Genomic DNA, 17,350 nt, shown 5'->3' with positions numbered 1-17,350 from the left:
AAAACTCTGAACTTCTTAGGACCATGCAATTTGCAACAACGGCTCGATAACAGCGGGTTTTATGCATTGGCACAAAAGCCCGGTCGTAGCGTTTGTATCCGCTAAAACATGAAAGTTAATTTAAAGCGCAGGCGCAAAATCTTGGCAAAATGCTGCCATTGCGTTTGAACAGACCAGCAGGCCCACCATGACTCGCATCCTCACCATCGAAGACGACGCCGTGACCGCCCGGGAAATTGTCGCCGAACTGAGCAGCCACGGCCTCGACGTGGACTGGGTCGACAACGGCCGTGAAGGCCTGGACCGCGCCGTCAGCGGCAACTACGACCTGATCACCCTCGACCGAATGCTGCCGGAGCTCGATGGCCTGGCCATCGTCACCACGCTGCGGACCATGGGCGTGGCGACGCCGATCCTGATGATCAGCGCCCTCTCCGACGTCGACGAGCGCGTGCGTGGCTTGCGCGCCGGCGGCGATGACTACCTGACCAAACCGTTCGCCACCGATGAGATGGCGGCCCGGGTCGAAGTGCTGCTGCGCCGGCAGAACAGCAACGGAGCACAACCGACCACGTTGCAGGTGGCGGATTTGCAACTCGACCTGATCAGCCACGAAGCCCGCCGCGCCGAGCAGGTGCTGACGCTGTTGCCGACCGAGTACAAGCTGCTGGAATTCCTGATGCGCAACAGCGGCCAGATCCTGTCGCGGATGATGATTTTCGAGGAGGTCTGGGGCTATCACTTCGACCCTGGCACCAACCTGATCGACGTGCACATCGGCCGCCTGCGCAAGAAGATCGACCCGCCGGGCAATGTCCCGCTGATCCGTACGGTGCGAGGCTCGGGTTATGTCATTGCCGAACCCGTCTGACGGTTGGCGTTCTTCCAGCAGCCGATTGCTGGCGCTGTACAGTTCGTTGTTCGTGGCCTGGAGCGCGATCCTGATGGGGGTCATGTATTTCGAGGTCTCCGGTTACCTCGACAATCTGGCCAAGCATTCGCTGATGCAACGTCAGCATCTGTTTTCGCACTTTCGCGGCGATCAGCTGGAAGACGCGCTCGCCGCCAGCATGACCTTCGACATTCGCGGCATAGACGCCTACGGTCTGTTCGACGCCCAGCACCGTTACCTCGGCGGCGCGCTGCAGAGGATCCCCGAGGGCCTGCCGCTGGACGGCAAGATCCACATGCTCAGCGAATGCGCCGACTCCGACGACCCGACCCTGCCCGCCGACAGCTGCGACGCAGTCGCCACCCCGACCCGCGACGGCCGCTGGCTGGTGCTGCTGCGCGACAACGGTTCGCTGTTCGCGGTGACCAGAATCATTCTGCATGCGTTGCTCTGGGGCGTGTCGCTGACGATTGTGCCGGGGATCATCGGCTGGCATCTGCTGCGTCGGCGGCCGTTGCGGCGGATCCGGGCGATCCAGGACAGCGCCCAGTCGATTGTCGCCGGCGACCTGACCCACCGCTTGCCGCTGTCCAATCGCCGCGATGAACTGGACATGCTCGCCGCCATCGTCAACGCCATGCTTGATCGCATCGAGCGCTTGATGAACGAAGTCAAAGGCGTGTGCGACAACATCGCCCATGACCTGCGCACCCCGCTGACCCGTTTGCGCGCGCAGTTGTATCGCATGCAGCAGCAGGCCGGCGAAGGTTCGCCGGAAGCGGCGCAACTGGATCTGGTGCTGGCCGAGGCCGATACGCTGATGGCGCGGTTTCGCGGTTTATTGAGGATTTCCGAACTGGAGGATCGTCAGCGGCGCTCGGGGTTTGTCGAGCTCGATCCGGTGTTGTTGCTGCAGGAACTGCACGAGTTCTATTTGCCGCTGGCCGAAGACGACGAGTTGCGCTTCGAGCTGAACATGCCGGAAACGCTGCCGATGCTGAACGGTGATCGAGCGTTGCTGTTTGAAGCGCTGGCGAACCTGTTGAGCAATTCGATCAAGTTCACCCCGGCCGGTGGCACGGTGGTGTTGCGCGGGGTCAATGATGCGGGGCATACGCGGATCGAGGTGCATGACTCCGGCCCCGGTATTCCCGAGACCGAACGGGAGGCGGTGTTCCAGCGGTTCTACCGCGCCGAGGGTGGGCAGTTGCAGAATGGCTTTGGCCTGGGGCTGTCGATTGTCGCGGCGATCGTCAACCTGCATGGGTTCAGTCTTGAGGTGGGGCGCAGCGATCTGGGCGGGGCGAAGCTGGTGCTGGATTGTCGGCAGAGCTTGATTTCACAGTCCTGAACTTCATGTATTCCCCATGTGGGAGCCAGCCTGCTGGCGATGACGGTGTGTCAGTCAATGAATATGAATGATCGACCGTTATCGCTAGCAGGCTAGCTCCCACAAGGGGTTCTTGCAGAAACTCAGGCGGGATAGTTCGCGCGCAGCGCTTCGAGGCCACCCTGATAGATGCCGCTGAACAGCGCCACCACTTCCTCATCGCTCACGCCCTTGGCCGTGAAGCGTCCCGACCACGTCACCTTCGCGCCCTGCCCCTGGGCTTCAACACGAATCGTCGCCAGATAATCGGTGGCCGGAAACGGTGCCTGCAGAATCGAATAACTGTAGGTTTTGCCCGCGTTATCGAACGTCTCCAGACGCTCGACCACCACCCCGCCGTCAGCGGTTTGCAGGGTGCGCACACGCCCGCCTTCACTCAGTTCGCTGTTGGGAATGAACGGCAGCCAGTCCGGCAGGGTGTTGAAGCCGCCAATCAATTGCCAGACCTGATCGGCCGAAGCCGGGATGTCGATCGTTGCTGATGCTGTTGCCATAAATAAAAAGTCTCTCTCGATAAATTCAGATAGTCAGGCTGTCGACCACGCCGCCGTCGACCCGCAACGCGGCGCCGGTGGTGGCTGAAGACAGCGGTGAAGCGATGTAGGTGACCAGGTGCGCGACCTCTTCGACATCCGCCACGCGCTGGATGATCGAGCTCGGACGGGCACGGCGCACAAAGGCGTCAGCCTCGTCCCGCAGGCTGCGGCCAGATTCGGCGGCGGCATCCTTGAGCATTTCCTCGACACCGTCGGTGAAGGTCGGCCCGGGCAAAATCGCATTAACCGTAACCCCGGTGCCAGCCAGACGTTTAGCCAGGCCATGGGACACCGCGAGGTTGGCGCTTTTGGTCACGCCGTAGTTGATCATGTCGGCCGGAGTGGCCACGCCGGATTCCGAAGACAGGAAGATCACCCGGCCCCAGCCCTGCTCGACCATCGCCGGCACGTAATGCCGCGACAGGCGCACGCCGGAGATCACGTTGATTTCGTAGAAGCGCGTCCACTCATCGTCCGGCGCGTCGAAGAAATCCACGGCGTTGTAGATGCCGAGGTTGTTTACCAGGATGTCGGCTTTCGGTTCGGCGGCGAACAGTTTCTGCGCGCCTTCGGCCGTGCCCAGATCCGCCGTCAGACCGCGCAGTTGCGCCCCCGGCACTTTGCCTCGAATGCTTGCCAGCGCCTGCTCGACCTTGGCCGCGTCGCGACCGATCACCACCACCGTGGCGCCCGCCTCGGCCAGCGACTGGCTGATGCCCAAACCGATGCCCGCCGTGCTGCCGCTGACAATCGCCAGTTTTCCGCTCAGATCGATCTTCATGCTTTCACCTCGTCGATGGGTAATGGTGCACGTTCGGACACCAGTTTCGCTTCACGCATGGCCTGCCAGAAGCCGGCCGGAATGACCGCCGACAGCGCCGCCACATCTTCAGCGATGCGCCCCGGTTTGCTCGCGCCGGGAATCACGGCTGCCACGGCCGGATTGGCCAGCGAGAATTGTAGTGCAGCCGCTTTGACATCCACGCCATGGGCCGCAGCAATGCGTTTGATCTGCTCGACCTTCGCCACGATCTCAGGGCTGGCCTTCTGGTATTCGAAGTGCGCGCCGCCGGCCAGGATCCCCGAGCTGTAGGGGCCGCCGACCACGATTTCAACATTCTGCGCCCGCGCCGAATCCATCAAACGCTGCAAGGCGCGGTCGTGGTCGAGCAAGGTATAGCGGCCGGCCAGCAGGAAGCCGTCAGGCTGCGCCTCGGTCAGGTCCAGCGTCAACTCGCACGGCTCGACCTTGTTCACGCCCAGGCCCCAACCCTTGATCACGCCTTCTTCACGCAGACGGGTCAGGACTTTAAAGGCACCGGTGCGGGCGTGATTGAAGTACTCGAGCCATTGATCGCCGTAGAAATCCTGAGCGATGTCGTGGACCCAGACGATGTCGAGGCGATCGGTTTTCAGACGCTTGAGGCTGTCTTCGATCGAGCGCAGCGTGGCGTCGGCGCTGTAGTCGTTGACGATCTTGTTCGGGCGGCCGTGTTCGAACACCCCACTTTTCTCGCCCAGATCCCGGGCGGCGGCGTCTTCGACTTCATCGAGAATCACCCGGCCGACTTTGGTGCTGAGCACATAGTCGTCGCGCTTGTAGCGGGACAGTGCTTCGCCGAGGCGGATTTCCGAGAGGCCCGAGCCGTAGAACGGTGCGGTGTCGAAGTACCGCACGCCGGCATCCCACGCTGCGTGCACGGTGGCTTGCGCTTCTTCTTCAGGAATGGCGCGAAACATGTTGCCCAGTGGCGCGGTGCCGAAGCCGAGTTGGCCGGGGAGTTTGTCTTTCAAGCTCATGATGCTGTCCTCGTAGTTCGTGGTCGGTGTTGACCGTTGAGCAGATCCTAGATTGCGCCACTCAGACCGTCCAAGACATAATCCGCAGCACTTGAGTCCCCGAAGGTCTGACATGATCGACATCCGCCAATTGCGCTACTTCGTCGCCGTCGCCGAGGAAGAACACGTCGGCCGCGCCGCCGAGCGCCTGCACATTTCCCAGTCGCCCCTGAGCCGACAGATCGCCCAGCTCGAAGAACGCCTGGGCCTGACCCTGTTCGAACGCAGCCAGCAGCGCATACGCCTGACCCGCGACGGCCAGACCTTTCTCGCCGAAACCCGCGCCCTGCTGACCCACGCCAACCGCCTGGAATCCCTCGGCAAACGCTTGGGCCGTGGCGAAGAAGGCGGCCTGTGCATCGGCTACATCGAGAACGCGATGCACGCCGGGGTTTTGCCCAATGCCTTGCGCGTACTGCGGGTCGACCGGCCTAACGTGCATGTCGCGCTGTACAACCTGAGTTCCGCCGAACAACTGGAAGGCCTGCGTCAGCGTAGCCTCGATATCGCGCTGGTCAGCGAACCGCCGACGATCGACGATCCCGACCTGCTGGGCTTTCAGGTGCTGGACGACCCGATGCTGCTGGCGCTGCCCGAAGGACACCCGCTGAACCAACTGGCGTCGCTGACCCCGGCGGATCTGGCCGATCAGGAATGGATCGGCGTGCAGCCGCGCCAAGGGGCCGACGATGAGTTCGTCAGCGCCTGCATCCGTGCAGGCTTCACCCCGGATGTGCGGATGCAGGCCACCGAGCCGTTTACCGCGCTGGGGCTGGTCGCTTCGGGCCTGGGGATCGCGATGATCCAGAAAGGCCTGAGCCACAACGCACCGCCGGGCGTGGTGCTGCGGGAAGTGCCGTGGCTGGCGTTCACCACACCGTTGTGGGCGGCGTGGCACCGGATCAACCTGCGGCCGCTGGTGGAAACGTTTCGCAAGGTATTGACCGGCGTCGATCCCGCCCAGTGACCCGACAGCGAAAGACTTTGCTGCTTTACTGAAAAGACTCAAAAAACCAGCGAGTCTTCCGGCATGAACCGCAATGACCTGCGTCGCGTGGACATGAACCTGTTGGTGATTTTCGAAACCCTGATGTTCGAAAAGAACCTGACCCGCGCCGGGGAAAAGCTGTTCCTTGGCCAACCCGCCGTCAGTGCGTCACTGGCGAAACTGCGCGACCTGTTCGACGACCCGTTGCTGGTGCGCAACGGCCGCGTGCTGGAGCCCACCCAGCGGGCGCTGGCGATCCTCAAGGAATTGCAGCCGGCGATGGACACCATTTCCGGGGCGGTCAGCCGAGCCAAGGATTTCGACCCGCTGAGCAGCCGCGACGTGTTTCGCATCGGTCTGTCAGACGATGCCGAGTTCGGCCTGTTGCCGCCGTTGCTCAAGCAATTGCGCGAAGAGGCGCCGGACGTGGTGGTCGTCATCCGCCGGGTTAATTTCCTGCTGATGTCGTCGATGCTGGCGTCCGGGGAGATTTCCGTCGGCGTCAGTTACACCACTGAACTGCCGGCCAATGCCAAACGCAAAAAGCTGCGGGACCTGCGCTGCAAGATCCTGCGCGGCGATGATCGTCCCGGCGCGCTGACCCTCGACGACTACTGCGAACGGCCCCATGCGCTGGTGTCGTTTTCCGGCGATCTGGGCGGGGCCATCGATAACGACCTGGCGCGGATCAACCGCGCGCGTCGCGTGGTGCTGGCAGTGCCGCAATTCGCTCCGCTGCGGGCTATTCTGGCCGGCACCGACATGCTCGCCACCGTGCCGGATTTCGCCGCTTGTGCGCTGGTCGAAGGCAGCAGCGTGCTGCGCGCCGACGACCCGCCGTTCGACATCGTGCCTTCGGAGCTGTCGATGGTCTGGAACGGGGTCAACGACAACGATCCGGCGGAACGCTGGTTGCGCTCGCTGATTGCCCATCACATGTCGGCGCCGCTTCCGCCACAGGCGCACTGATCGGCTTGAACCCCGGATCGACCTCGCGCAGGTACACCGGCAGGTCGGTCATCGGCGGCATCTGCGGGATCTCGAAATACATCTGCACCACCCAGCCACGGTGGTAGTTGTTGTGGTTGATCACGTGCATCAGGATCGCCCCGGCGTTCATGGTGCCGCCATCGCCGGAAACAAATTTGAAATCGATCGAGCGGTTCAGCGAGGCTTCGGTCTGCTGCGCGCTCCAGGTGCGATACCAGCCGTCGACTGTCTGCTGAGCCTGGCGCAACTCGCCGAGGTCGGCGTGCACCAGATCATGGGACGTCGTGAAACCGTGCTCGCGCCCCTCGAGGTGCGCCTGCCAGATCCGGTCGACCACGTAGATGTGGTTCAACGTACCGATCATGTTCTTGAAAACCGTCTTGCGCTCCCTCGTCGTCTCCCCCGCCGGCAGCGCTTGCAGGCTGTCGAACAGACGCTGATTGGCCCAGGTCTTGTAGTCCGTGAGCAGATGGGCCGTGGCCAGATTGATCATCGCGGGTCACCGTAGGCACGAAAAAGGGCTCCGCCTAGGATAGACCTCTCTCGCGGGAATGGCGGTGGTGCTGACTATTGGTCGAAGAGTAATAACCTCCACTTTCGCTCAAGCCCCCAACCGCGCCCACCCCGCCACCAATCGCGCACTGATACGCACCCCGCCACAAACAATGATCACCACATCCCGTGCCCCCGCCAGCGCCGGGAGGTCAAGATACGCCACCGCCAGTAAAAGCCCGCACGCCGTTGATCCGCCCTCCGCCGCTGCCAGCGGTTAAACGCCGGGGATCGTGCCGGGATCTACACTGAACGGAACAGCCGTGAGGTGCCTATGAAAATGTCTGCGCAAATGACCGTGGTCGCCGTGCTCGCCACCCTCGCCTATCTGGGCCTGGCGATGTGGGGCATCGGTGGCGTGGCGGTGTTTTTTTCTCACGGCGCATTGGTCGTGGTGGCCCTGGCCACGCTGGCCATGGTGGTGGCGTCGCTGTTCACGGAAGTGAATCTGAGCACCGGCGAGCGCGAGGACCGGGCCAATCGCTGGGTGATTCCGGCGTTCGCCGTAATCGGATTGGTCAGTGCCTTTCTGCCGGCTTACTGCGACCGCATCGGCTTTTGGACCATCGGCCGCGAAGGCACCCGTTGGCTGGGAGCGCTGTTGTTTATCGTCGGCGGCGGATTGCGTTTATGGCCGGTGTTTGTGCTGGGCCATCGGTTCAGCGGGTTGGTGGCGATTCAGCCGGGGCACAGGTTGGTCACCGAAGGCATCTACCAGCATCTGCGCAACCCCAGTTATCTGGGGCTGGTGATCAATGCGATCGGCTGGGCACTGGCGTTTCGTTCGGTGGTCGGCCTGTTGCTGGCGGCGCTGACGCTGATCCCGCTGATCGCCCGCATCCACGCCGAAGAGGCCCTGCTGCGTGCGCAGTTCGGCGCCGAATACGACGCTTATTGCGCGCGCAGCTGGCGACTGGTGCCCGGGGTTTATTGAGGTTGCAGGCGCAGCTGGCCGTCGCTGTCGATGCTCAGCGCAATGTCGCGGTAACTGGCGATGGTCGCGTGTGCGGTTTCAAGCGGATGCTGGTGAGTGGTGGTGATGATCAGCAACGGCGCACCGGCGGCTTCAGCGGCCTGGATGCCGACGGTGGCGTCTTCGAAAATCAGGCAGTCCGCCGGCTCCAGGCCCAGGCGTTTGGCCGCCAGTCGATAACCGGCCGGATCAGGCTTGCCGGCGCTCACGTCTTCAGCGGTGATCATCACCACCGGTTCAGGAATTCCCGCCGCCGCCATCCGCCGCAACGCCAGATCACGTGGCGCCGAGGTCACCATGGCCCAGCGATCCGCCGGCAACGACTTGAGAAACGCCGCAGCACCGGGAATCTCGACAATGCCTTCAACGTCTTCGATTTCCGCCGTGGTGATGAACGCCGCTTGCGCCTCGGCGTCCACGCCCGGCAGGTTCAAACGCGTGATGGTGTCGATGGCGCGCACGCCATGGATGGTCGGCAGGAACGTTTCGACGTTCACCCCGTGGCGCACGGCCCAGGCGGACCAGATCCGCTCGGCGGCGGCGATGGAGTTGAGGACGGTGCCGTCCATGTCGAACAGGAACGCGCCGAACGCGCGGTTGAAAATAGTCTCGTGAGCTGACAAAAGATCACTTCCTCGCAAGGGGCCGGGCAACGATGCCCGGCAATGTAGCACTTGCAAGGCACTTCAGTGCAGACGCGGCGCCCTGGATTTGAACGCACTGTCCACGCAATCGAGCAACTGGCCGATCGCCCAAGGCTTCTTGATGAACGCCACCGGATGTTTCACCCCTGAGGTTTCCGGCGTTTCATAACCGGACATGACCATCACCGGTTTGTCCGGCCAGCGATCGCCGACCAGATTGGCCAGGTCCGCGCCGTTAAGGGTGCCGGGCATGGTGATGTCGGTGAGCAGCAGCGCCACTTCCGGCGCGTGCTCTTCCAGGTATTGCGAGGCCGCATCGGCACTGGTCTGCGGCTCGACCTTGAAACCTTCCTCCTGAAGAATTTCGCAAAGAAACTCCAGAATCAACGGATCGTCCTCGACTACCAGAATCAATCCGCCAGGAAGGTGCGCGCTCGACGTCGAAATTGGACACATGAACTGGCACTCCCTGAATTGCATGAACGATTTAGCGGCTTGATTCCGCTACTTATCAGGTATGAGCAGCACCTTCTACAGAAATTCATTTTTGATACAGGTCTTTTCGATAACAGCCGTTCGACGGGCAGTCGCCGGCGCATAATTGCGGTTAAAATGCGCGCCCTTTTGCTGGCCGATCCTGATTGATGAACCCTCAAGCCCTCGCCGTTCTCCATGCCCACCTGCTCACTGCGCTGACGTCGGCCCCGGCCGAAACCCGGCGTCTGTTCCATGGGCGCGGGCGTTGCTGGCCGGGGCTGGAGCAAGTCACTGTGGATTGGCTGCAGGGCGTGATGCTGGTGTCATTGTTCAAGGAGCCCGAGACTTCGCATCTGGAAGACCTCAAGCGTCTGTTGCTGGAAATCACCGCTTCGGCGCCATGGCAGCAGTCCGGCGCCCACACCCTGCTGATCCAGCACCGTTACTTGCCGCAAAGCACCGCCGAATGGCTGCTCGGTGAAGAAATCGACGAAATGACCATCGTCGAAGGCGAGCTCAAATACCGTGTGGATCTGGGCCGCAAGCAGAACGCCGGGCTGTTCCTCGACATGCGTTACGGGCGCAACTGGGTACGTGAACAGGCGGCGGGCAAACGGGTGCTGAACCTCTTCGCCTACACCTGCGGCTTCTCGGTGGCGGCCATCGAAGGTGGCGCCAGCCATGTGGTCAACCTCGACATGTCCCGCGCGGCCCTGAGCCGGGGCCGCGACAATCACCGGTTGAACGGGCATGACCTGAGCAAGGTGAGCTTCCTCGGCCACGACCTGTTCAAGTCCTGGGGCAAGGTGATCAACAGCGGCCCGTACGATCTGGTGATCATCGACCCGCCGTCGTTCCAGAAAGGCAGCTTTCTGCTGACCAAGGATTACCAGCGCGTGCTGCGTCGTCTACCGGAATTGCTCACGGCGCAGGGCACGGTGCTGGCCTGCATGAACGATCCATCGTTCGGTTCCGACTTCCTGATCGACGGCGTGACCCAGGAAGCGCCGAGCCTGCGCTTCAAGCAACGGCTGGAAAATCCGCCGGAGTTTCCCGACGTCGATCCTGAAAGTGGTCTGAAGGCGCTAGTCTTCAAGCGCACTGAATAACTTCCTCGCCGGTTTCAGCGGAACAGTCCGAGGCCCATTTCGCGCGCCGCCTGCAGCTGCACCGCAGGATCGCTCGACTCGGACTCCAGCAATAATGTCGATCCCGCCACCGTCGCCCCGCAATAATCGAAAATGCCGTGATCGATCTGCGCTTTCATCGCCGTGTCGTAGCCGTGGCGCTCGTAGGTGCCTGCATCCGCCCCGCCCAGTGCGACCATGTGCACACGCAGTCGTCCGAGTTTTTTCAGGGTCTTATCACCGTCGAAATCGTACGCCCAACCGTTGCTGAATACCCGGTCGATCCAGCCCTTGAGCAACGCCGGCATCGACCACCAGAACACCGGGTAAACCAGCACCAGCGCGTCGGCGCGTTCAATGCGGGCCTGCTCGGCCAGCACGTCCGCCGGTGGCGCGGATTCGCGGTGATGCACCGCCCAGTCAGCCACGCCGAAGCGCGGGTCGAATTCTTCGGCGTGCAGGTCGGCGATTTCGAAGGTGTTGGAGGGATCGCTTTCCGACAGGCCTTTGGCAATCTGTTGCGCCAACGCGCGTGTCAGCGAACGTGGATCATCGTGGTCTACAACAATCAATGCGTGCATGGGGAAATCTCCGGTTGGTGATTGCTGACCAAGGGCTTATCCTTTCGATAAGCTACGATTGGTAAGTTACCATCAGTAAGTTACGTTTGGTATATAAGCAATGTCAACCACTGAAATCCCCGAACCCGCACAACCCCGTCGCCGCCTGTCCCGGGAAGATCGCCAGCGCCAGTTGCTCGACATGGCCTGGCAGCTGATTCGCGAGGAAGGCACCGATGCCCTGACTCTCGGCTACCTGGCGGAAAAAGCCGGCGTGACCAAACCGGTGGTCTATGACCACTTCACCACCCGCGCCGGTCTGCTCGCGGCGCTGTACCAGGATTTCGACCGGCGCCAGACGGCGCTGATGGACGCGGCGCTGGCCAATGCCGAAGCGACCTTGAATGGCATCGCGACGGTGATTGCCACGGCGTATGTCGATTGCGTGCTGACCCAGGGCAACGAGATTCCGGGGGTGATTGCGGCCCTGGCGAGCACGCCGGAACTGGAGAGGATCAAGCGCGAATACGAGGCGATTTTCCTGGAGAAGTGCCGCAACGTGCTGTCGCCTTTCGCTGAAGGCGCAGAGATCGGACAGGCAGGATTACGCGCCATGCTCGGCGCCGCTGAAGCGCTGTCGCAAGCGGCAGCCACCGACGAAATCAGCGCAGTACAGGCCCGTGACGAGCTATTGGCAACCATCATTGCGATGGTCGAAAGAGCCGCCGCCCAAGCAGGTGACTGACGGTACTTGAGCCCGCCCTCCCGGCTTCCTACGATGAAGCTACGCAGCTTCTTGGTCCGCCAAGCCGTTGCGTAGGTGCGGGTGCTCTGAACCCCAATCAAGCCCGCACCTGGCTTCATGCGCATCTTGAGCCTCGCGGGCTCTACTTCCTCCCCATCAAAGAGTCTTGAGGCTCTTTTTTTGTCTCTGAAAATCAGCGTTCGGGTTCGCGGCGGATCGAACGCCACGTGGCCTGCGCCAGCAACTCGCGATAGGCCTTCGGACTGCCCTGCACTCGCCCGGACAACCACGCGCGGCAATAGCTGTCGGCCTGACCGACGATCAGCGACGGCAACAGTTCGGCCGGGCATTGGTTGAGTTCATCTGCGCGCCCGGACTCGCCCAGCCAGGTACGCAGCCCCAGGTTGCGGGTCTTGTTGCGCTCGGCCAGTTCATCCTTGTGCGGCCCCCGGGTCACGGCATAACGCGCGTGATACTGGAACCGCGCCCACTCCGGCTGGTTCTCGACCCAATCCACATAGCTGTAGACCAGCGCCTGCACGCCCTCTTCGGTGGTCGTCGCGTCGGCCAGATAGGCGTCGCGCAGGCGCGCCTGGTCCTCCAGCGCAGTGAAGAACAGCGCGGCCACCAGCCCTTCCTTGTTGCCGAAGTGGTGGTAGATCGCCCCGACACTGGTGTCACACTCGGCACGGATCATTTCGATGGTGGTGGCCTCGATGCCCTGCTCGTTGAACAGGCGCAGGGCCTTGCGAAAGATGTCGCGCTTGAGTTCGGCGCGGCGGCCGGGGTAGCTGCGTTCGAGTAGATCTGCGGTGTCCATGGGCCTTGAAAATCCGGGTAAAGGGCACGTCCGTGCCGGTGATCCAAACGCGCACAGGTTGACAGATTTCCCGCGAACAGAATACCGTTCCGTTACAGAACAATATTCTGTTACGGAACATGATTCTGTAAATCCCCTAACCGCGAGGCTCCCCCCCATGAGTCAGTTTCTCAGCATGTTCAACAGTGTCGGTTCCCAGGCGTTCAGCCAGATGGCCTGCCAGGTCGCGCCGTACTTCAGCACCATCAACCCGCTGGTGACCGAATTGCGGGCAGGTTCGGCGCAGGTGCAGGTGCCGTTTCGCCGCGAGATCACCAACCACCTCGGCACCGTGCACGCCATCGCGCTGTGCAATGCCGCCGAACTGGCAGCCGGGATGATGACCGACGTGTCGATTCCCGCCGGCGCACGCTGGATTCCAAAAGGCATGACCGTCGAATACCTGGCCAAGGCCAAGACCGACGTGACCGCCGTGGCCAATGGCGAAGCGCTGGACTGGCAGACCGAAGGCGACAAGATCGTGCCGGTGGATGTCCACGACGCCGAAGGCAAGAAAGTGTTCACGGCGCGCATCACCATGAACGTGAAACTGTCCTGAAATCACCGGCACAAAAAAACCCTTGCTGCGCTAAGCGCAACAAGGGCTTTTTGTCGCTGCCCGGATCAGTGAACGGTCAGGCGCTGACGAACAAATTCTTCGGTGCGGCGGGTGACCTGATCCAGATGCCGGTCGCGCTGTTTCTCGGCATCGAGCATCGCGCGCTTGCCGTGCTTTTGCAGAAGGTAGGTGTGGATTTGCTGCACTTCCAGCGAACGGTAGATCGGTGTCGTGTCGATAAAACCGCGCAACCCGTTGCTGCGGTAATGCCGAGTGCTCATCAGCACCTGCGTTTCGAGCTGGCCCAGCACCTCGAAACCCAGCGCTTCGAAATACGGCACCTTGCCGACGCTGCAGGTCAGTTCGGCATGGGGGTAACGCGCCACCATGTCCGCGATCAACGAACGGGCCACACCCTGACGCCGATGCCCCTCGCGCACCGCCAGATAGGCCACGTTGCACGCCTCCCAATCGCCCTGCACCGGCAGGTACAACAGGAAGCCGATCACCTGCTCCGGATCATCGTCGTCGGTGGCCACCAGCAGTTCCACTTCGGTGCCCTTCTCGCCGTTCAACGCCTCCAGGTACAGATGAACCTCGTAGCCGACCGCGTACTGATAGACGTTGTACAGCAGATTGCTCGGGCCCAGCCCTACAGCGCTGATTTCGGTCAGATAGTCGACCACCATCTGCAGGATCTGGCTGTTGACGCCTTCGGGGCATGGGGATTTGTAGTGGGTGATGCGGGGCATGGCGGGCGGACTCCAACGGTAAAACACAGGTTGCCGGGCGAGTTGAGCGACCGGCGAACCGCGACATCATACCTTGCGCACGCCTGACAAAAATTTCATCTGCCCGAGAACGGATCTTTCGCCGATTTGGCGTCCAATTTTTCAGCTGCGTTCATTTCCCGACGCAGGCCTTGAGGAGTTGCCATGAACGTTCTGCGTTCCGCGAAAACCATCAAATCCTTGCTCGCTGCCGCGCTGGTAGCGATCACCCTCTCGGGCTGTGTCGTCGAACCGGTTCGCCCGCATCGGCCACCACCGATCGTTGAGGTGGTTCCGGTCATGCCTGCGCCGGGTTATCACTGGGTCGCCGGGCATTACCGCTGGGCCGGCAACCAATGGCGCTGGATGCCAGGGCATTGGCGAGCGTACTGAGGCCGGTCACTGCGCGGGGGCAACGACCTTGAACCTGATGTCGATGTCCTTGGAAACCACGGTGTCCGCCCACTCCCCTGCACCGAGCCCGAACTGGTCGCGCTTGAGCACCAGTTCGCCGTCAAAAATGCCGATGCTGCTGTCGGGTTTGAGTTGCACCGGCACCTGCACCTCACGGGTGATGCCTTTGAGCGTGAGATGGCCGTTAACCAGATAACGGTTCTCGCCGGCCGGGCTGAAGCGGGTCGATTCGAACACAGCCACCGGGAATTTCTCGGTGTCGAACCATGCCGGTTTCACCAGCTCGGTGTTGGCGTCCTCACTGCCGGCGTCGATGCTGGTCAGGTCGATGTGCAGCGTGGTGCGGGCATTGGCGAGATTGTCGCTGTCGAAATTCAGCGTCGCATCGAACTTGCCGAACGTGCCGTACATCCGCGAGCCCATCTGGTTGTAGGTGAAACTGATCTGACTGGCGGTGGTATTGACGCGGGTGTACTCCACCGCATTCACAGCAGGGACGACAATCAGGCAACACGCGGCAGCCAATAACAATCGAATCGACATGGAATGCTCCGGCGCCCGATGGGGCTCGAATGACTTAAGCAAACATCCGGCACTTGCGCCAGCCCCGCCAAGGCCCACCCGGCCCGTCACACCAATCGCTCGATCTTCTGATGCTGCCAGACCCGTTTGTAATACAGCGTCTGCAGCACCAGCATCCCCAGATAGGCAATCGGAAACGCCATCCACACACCCTGCAGACCGAACTGCCCGTCCAGCCAGTAGGCCGCCGGCAACTGCACCCCGAGCACGCAGATGATCGCCACGCCCACCGGTACCAACACCGTGCCACTGGCGCGCATGATGCCGCCGATGATCGCCTGGAAACCGAAGATCAACAGGCTCCACAACATGATGTGCAACAGGTGCTCGGCCATCGCCCGTGTCGAGTCTTCGGTCAGGAACAACCCCAACAACCAGTGCGACAACAGGTAACCCGACAGGATCAAGCCACCGGTCAGGCACACGTTGATCCACAGTCCGGTGCGCAGAATCGGGCCCATTCGCTCCAACCGCCCGGCACCGATCGCCTGGGCGCCGAGGATCGACGCGGTGATCGCAATCGACAGCGCCGGGAACTGCACGTAGTTGACGATCTGCGTCACCGCACCATAGGCCGCCGTCGCCTGCGAGCCGTGCTGGTTGACCAGCGCCAGAATCACCAGCTCCGACAGCGACAGAACAATCATCTGCACCCCGGTCGGCAGGCCGATACGCAACACCTTGCCGAGAATTGCGCCGTCCAGTCGCAGCGCCGCGAAGAACTCACGATCCGGCGCCAGTGGATGACCCTTGCGGATCAGGCTCCATGACAGCCACGCCATCGACGCCAGCGTACCGGCCAGACCTGCAACCGCCGCGCTCTGGATGCCCAGTTGCGGCAAGCCGATCCAGCCGCGAATGAACGCCGGAGTCAGCGCCAGCCCGACAACGGTCGACAGCAGCAGCGCCAACATCGGCGACAGTGTGTCGCTCACCCCGCGCAACAACTGGGTGAACAGCACGTACACCAGCACAAACGGCAAGGTCCACATCATCACCCGGGCATAGGCCACCGCATCGTCCAGCACATCCGCCGGCGTGCCCAAGCCCTGCAAGGCCTGACGCGCAAACACACTGCCCAGCACCGCCGCCACCAGCCCGATCAATACCCCAAGCAACAGCGTCGCCCCGGCAATCGCCTTGACCATGTGCGACTCACGCGCGCCCCACGCCTGACCGATCAACACCCCTGCCCCGGCGCCCAGGCCGATGACCAGCGCGATAAAGAAAAAAATGATCGGAAACATCCCCGACACCGCCGCCAGCGCCTGCGTACCAAGCATCTGGCCGATGTAGATGCTGTTGACCGTGCCCGACATCGATTGCAGGAAGTTCGACAGCACCATCGGGGCCAGGAACAGCAGGTAGGTTTTCCAGAGGGGGGATTGAGCGGGGGTTTGCATTGAGGTCCGTCTCGGGTGGGAGCTGATGACAGAGTCTAAGGTATGCGATGCCGTTCAGGTCGTACCGGTTTGCATTAAAACTTCGTAATCTGCACCTCGACCAATGTGCATAGCCTCCCCATCACGACAGGAAGTGAATCCCCCCATGCGCAGTTCCCCATTTCTGCTGAGTTGCACCTTATTGACTGTTCTGACGACGACTGCCCACGCCGCTCCCGCCCCCTCGCCCGAGGTGGTGCAAGGATTGGTGAACACGTTGAACGAACGCCTGAACATCGGCGACCTCGTCGCGCTGACCAAATGGGACAGTGGCAAGCCGATTCAGGACAGTCCCCGTGAGGCGCAGGTGATCGACAACGCCCGCAAACTGGCCACCGAACGCAAGCTCGACCCGGAAGACGTCGCGCAACTGATCGCCGCGCAAATGGAGGCCAACAAACTGGTGCAGTACGGTTTGCTCGCACAATGGCAAGCGGCCGGTGCCGCGCCGGACACGCCGCGCCCGGATCTGGGCAAGCAGATTCGCCCGCGTCTGGATGAGTTGCAAACCCGTCTGCTGCAGCAATACGCCGACTTCACACCCTACCGTCACGACCCGAACTGCCCGGCGTGGTTGGCCAAGGCGCGCACCGGTCTGACCCGCGATGCGCTGCATGATCTGGCCCTGACCCGCGCCACCGGAGAGCTGTGCATTCGACCGCTAGCGCCCTAGAACAAGGGTCTTGGCATTCATTGCTGGCGTCGATAGTCACCATCAGTTCAATGAAGTTCTCATAAAAAATCCGCGGCGTAACATCGGCTCCATACCCAACAAACAACACCCCTGGAGCACACGATCATGAAACGCCAAATCCTTCTCGGCATCGCTTTCTCGGTTCTTGCAGTCAACGCTTTTGCAGCCAAACCCGCCCACACCATGATCGCCGAAGGCGGTTCGGATCGGTTGATTGAAAGTCGTTTAGCTGAGGGTGGTTCGGATCGTTTGATCGAACGCCGTGTTGCCGAAGGTGGCGCTGATCGTCTGATCGAACGCCGCGTTGCTGAAGGTGG

At 61.9% G+C, this 17,350-nt stretch carries 21 protein-coding genes and 2 pseudogenes; 11 read left to right on the top strand and 12 right to left on the bottom strand.

What is annotated here, in order from left to right; translation table 11 throughout:
- Window positions 1-187 precede the first annotated feature (187 nt).
- Together ACTJK9_RS02545 and ACTJK9_RS02540 are read left to right on the top strand one after the other, a co-directional pair.
- Window positions 188-871, top strand: coding sequence for a response regulator transcription factor (locus ACTJK9_RS02545; RefSeq protein WP_007952956.1), 684 nt, complete (start codon window positions 188-190; stop codon window positions 869-871).
- Entirely contained in the window at window positions 849-2,243 is a 1,395-nt protein-coding gene (locus ACTJK9_RS02540) for a sensor histidine kinase (protein WP_440811890.1), read from the top strand. The genes ACTJK9_RS02545 and ACTJK9_RS02540 overlap by 23 nt, the downstream gene beginning before the upstream one ends.
- Before the next feature lie 122 nt (window positions 2,244-2,365).
- Here ACTJK9_RS02540 and ACTJK9_RS02535 read toward each other — a convergent pair whose 3' ends face one another.
- The 3 genes from ACTJK9_RS02535 to ACTJK9_RS02525 are packed head-to-tail and all read right to left on the bottom strand — an operon-like array spanning window position 2,366 to window position 4,618.
- Window positions 2,366-2,776, bottom strand: a complete 411-nt coding sequence (locus ACTJK9_RS02535) for an SRPBCC family protein (RefSeq protein WP_064597619.1) — start codon at window positions 2,774-2,776, stop codon at window positions 2,366-2,368.
- 25 nt (window positions 2,777-2,801) lie between these two features.
- On the bottom strand, window positions 2,802-3,599 hold the full coding sequence (locus tag ACTJK9_RS02530; protein ID WP_064597620.1) for an SDR family NAD(P)-dependent oxidoreductase: 798 nt from the start codon (window positions 3,597-3,599) through the stop codon (window positions 2,802-2,804).
- Complete coding sequence (locus tag ACTJK9_RS02525; protein ID WP_440811887.1) at window positions 3,596-4,618, bottom strand: aldo/keto reductase; 1,023 nt, start codon at window positions 4,616-4,618, stop codon at window positions 3,596-3,598. The genes ACTJK9_RS02530 and ACTJK9_RS02525 overlap by 4 nt, the downstream gene beginning before the upstream one ends.
- A 112-nt stretch (window positions 4,619-4,730) precedes the next feature.
- Between ACTJK9_RS02525 and ACTJK9_RS02520 the strand changes: the two genes are divergently transcribed.
- Complete coding sequence (locus ACTJK9_RS02520; protein ID WP_085613225.1) at window positions 4,731-5,624, top strand: LysR substrate-binding domain-containing protein; 894 nt, start codon at window positions 4,731-4,733, stop codon at window positions 5,622-5,624.
- Between the two features lie 63 nt (window positions 5,625-5,687).
- Window positions 5,688-6,614: a LysR substrate-binding domain-containing protein gene (locus ACTJK9_RS02515; protein ID WP_221397638.1), complete on the top strand. Its 927-nt coding sequence runs from the start codon at window positions 5,688-5,690 to the stop codon at window positions 6,612-6,614.
- Here ACTJK9_RS02515 and ACTJK9_RS02510 read toward each other — a convergent pair.
- Both ACTJK9_RS02510 and ACTJK9_RS02505 read right to left on the bottom strand, forming a co-directional pair.
- On the bottom strand, window positions 6,529-7,128 hold the full coding sequence (locus ACTJK9_RS02510) for a DinB family protein (RefSeq protein ID WP_440811884.1): 600 nt from the start codon (window positions 7,126-7,128) through the stop codon (window positions 6,529-6,531). The genes ACTJK9_RS02515 and ACTJK9_RS02510 overlap by 86 nt on opposite strands.
- Window positions 7,129-7,236: 108 nt before the next feature.
- Window positions 7,237-7,374, bottom strand: a pseudogene (locus tag ACTJK9_RS02505) (pyridoxal-phosphate dependent enzyme); the annotation flags it as partial.
- Window positions 7,375-7,461: 87 nt separating this feature from the next.
- Here ACTJK9_RS02505 and ACTJK9_RS02500 point away from each other — a divergent pair.
- Complete coding sequence (locus ACTJK9_RS02500) at window positions 7,462-8,121, top strand: methyltransferase family protein (RefSeq protein WP_440811882.1); 660 nt, start codon at window positions 7,462-7,464, stop codon at window positions 8,119-8,121.
- Here the strand turns inward: ACTJK9_RS02500 and ACTJK9_RS02495 are convergent.
- Window positions 8,115-8,783 (bottom strand): HAD family hydrolase, encoded by a 669-nt coding sequence (locus ACTJK9_RS02495; RefSeq protein WP_085613228.1) that lies wholly within the window; start codon window positions 8,781-8,783, stop codon window positions 8,115-8,117. The genes ACTJK9_RS02500 and ACTJK9_RS02495 overlap by 7 nt on opposite strands.
- 63 nt (window positions 8,784-8,846) lie before the next feature.
- Window positions 8,847-9,260 (bottom strand): response regulator, encoded by a 414-nt coding sequence (locus ACTJK9_RS02490; protein ID WP_039767308.1) that lies wholly within the window; start codon window positions 9,258-9,260, stop codon window positions 8,847-8,849.
- Window positions 9,261-9,448: 188 nt separating this feature from the next.
- Between ACTJK9_RS02490 and ACTJK9_RS02485 the strand changes: the two genes are divergently transcribed.
- Window positions 9,449-10,390: a class I SAM-dependent methyltransferase gene (locus ACTJK9_RS02485; protein ID WP_440811879.1), complete on the top strand. Its 942-nt coding sequence runs from the start codon at window positions 9,449-9,451 to the stop codon at window positions 10,388-10,390.
- A 14-nt stretch (window positions 10,391-10,404) separates the two neighbouring features.
- Here the strand turns inward: ACTJK9_RS02485 and ACTJK9_RS02480 are convergent, their stop codons facing one another.
- Window positions 10,405-10,989: an NAD(P)H-dependent oxidoreductase gene (locus ACTJK9_RS02480; protein WP_440811876.1), complete on the bottom strand. Its 585-nt coding sequence runs from the start codon at window positions 10,987-10,989 to the stop codon at window positions 10,405-10,407.
- A gap of 100 nt (window positions 10,990-11,089) precedes the next feature.
- Between ACTJK9_RS02480 and ACTJK9_RS02475 the strand changes: the two genes are divergently transcribed.
- The gene (locus tag ACTJK9_RS02475; protein ID WP_440811873.1) at window positions 11,090-11,713 is read left to right on the top strand and encodes a TetR/AcrR family transcriptional regulator; all 624 of its coding nucleotides are present in this window, start codon (window positions 11,090-11,092) and stop codon (window positions 11,711-11,713) included.
- Between the two features lie 193 nt (window positions 11,714-11,906).
- Here ACTJK9_RS02475 and ACTJK9_RS02470 read toward each other — a convergent pair whose 3' ends face one another.
- A complete protein-coding gene (locus ACTJK9_RS02470; protein ID WP_440811871.1) occupies window positions 11,907-12,533 on the bottom strand; it encodes a TetR/AcrR family transcriptional regulator in 627 nt (208 codons plus the stop codon).
- A gap of 157 nt (window positions 12,534-12,690) precedes the next feature.
- On the opposite strand from ACTJK9_RS02470, the gene ACTJK9_RS02465 reads away from it, so the two are divergent.
- Window positions 12,691-13,131, top strand: coding sequence for a hotdog fold domain-containing protein (locus tag ACTJK9_RS02465; RefSeq protein WP_085602607.1), 441 nt, complete (start codon window positions 12,691-12,693; stop codon window positions 13,129-13,131).
- A gap of 65 nt (window positions 13,132-13,196) precedes the next feature.
- On the opposite strand, the gene ACTJK9_RS02460 is transcribed toward ACTJK9_RS02465, so the two are convergent.
- Window positions 13,197-13,883, bottom strand: a complete 687-nt coding sequence (locus ACTJK9_RS02460; RefSeq protein ID WP_440811868.1) for a GNAT family N-acetyltransferase — start codon at window positions 13,881-13,883, stop codon at window positions 13,197-13,199.
- 183 nt (window positions 13,884-14,066) lie between these two features.
- Here ACTJK9_RS02460 and ACTJK9_RS02455 point away from each other — a divergent pair, with 183 nt between their 5' ends.
- Complete coding sequence (locus ACTJK9_RS02455) at window positions 14,067-14,294, top strand: YXWGXW repeat-containing protein (RefSeq protein WP_039767335.1); 228 nt, start codon at window positions 14,067-14,069, stop codon at window positions 14,292-14,294.
- Between the two features lie 6 nt (window positions 14,295-14,300).
- Here the strand turns inward: ACTJK9_RS02455 and ACTJK9_RS02450 are convergent, their stop codons facing one another.
- A complete protein-coding gene (locus ACTJK9_RS02450; protein ID WP_440811865.1) occupies window positions 14,301-14,858 on the bottom strand; it encodes a YceI family protein in 558 nt (185 codons plus the stop codon).
- 86 nt (window positions 14,859-14,944) lie between these two features.
- Window positions 14,945-16,300: an MATE family efflux transporter gene (locus ACTJK9_RS02445; RefSeq protein ID WP_085648303.1), complete on the bottom strand. Its 1,356-nt coding sequence runs from the start codon at window positions 16,298-16,300 to the stop codon at window positions 14,945-14,947.
- A 145-nt stretch (window positions 16,301-16,445) separates the two neighbouring features.
- Here ACTJK9_RS02445 and ACTJK9_RS02440 point away from each other — a divergent pair, with 145 nt between their 5' ends.
- Both ACTJK9_RS02440 and ACTJK9_RS02435 read left to right on the top strand, forming a co-directional pair.
- A complete protein-coding gene (locus ACTJK9_RS02440) occupies window positions 16,446-17,012 on the top strand; it encodes a chorismate mutase (RefSeq protein ID WP_440811863.1) in 567 nt (188 codons plus the stop codon).
- A gap of 126 nt (window positions 17,013-17,138) precedes the next feature.
- A pseudogene (locus ACTJK9_RS02435) lies at window positions 17,139-17,350 on the top strand (hypothetical protein); the annotation flags it as partial.

Source organism: Pseudomonas sp. 22082 (assembly GCF_052046055.1).
In the GTDB taxonomy this organism is placed as follows: Bacteria; Pseudomonadota; Gammaproteobacteria; order Pseudomonadales; family Pseudomonadaceae; genus Aquipseudomonas; species Aquipseudomonas pharyngis.
The sequence above is the reverse complement of the archived record's forward strand: the minus strand, read 5'-3'. Positions and strand labels throughout refer to the sequence as shown.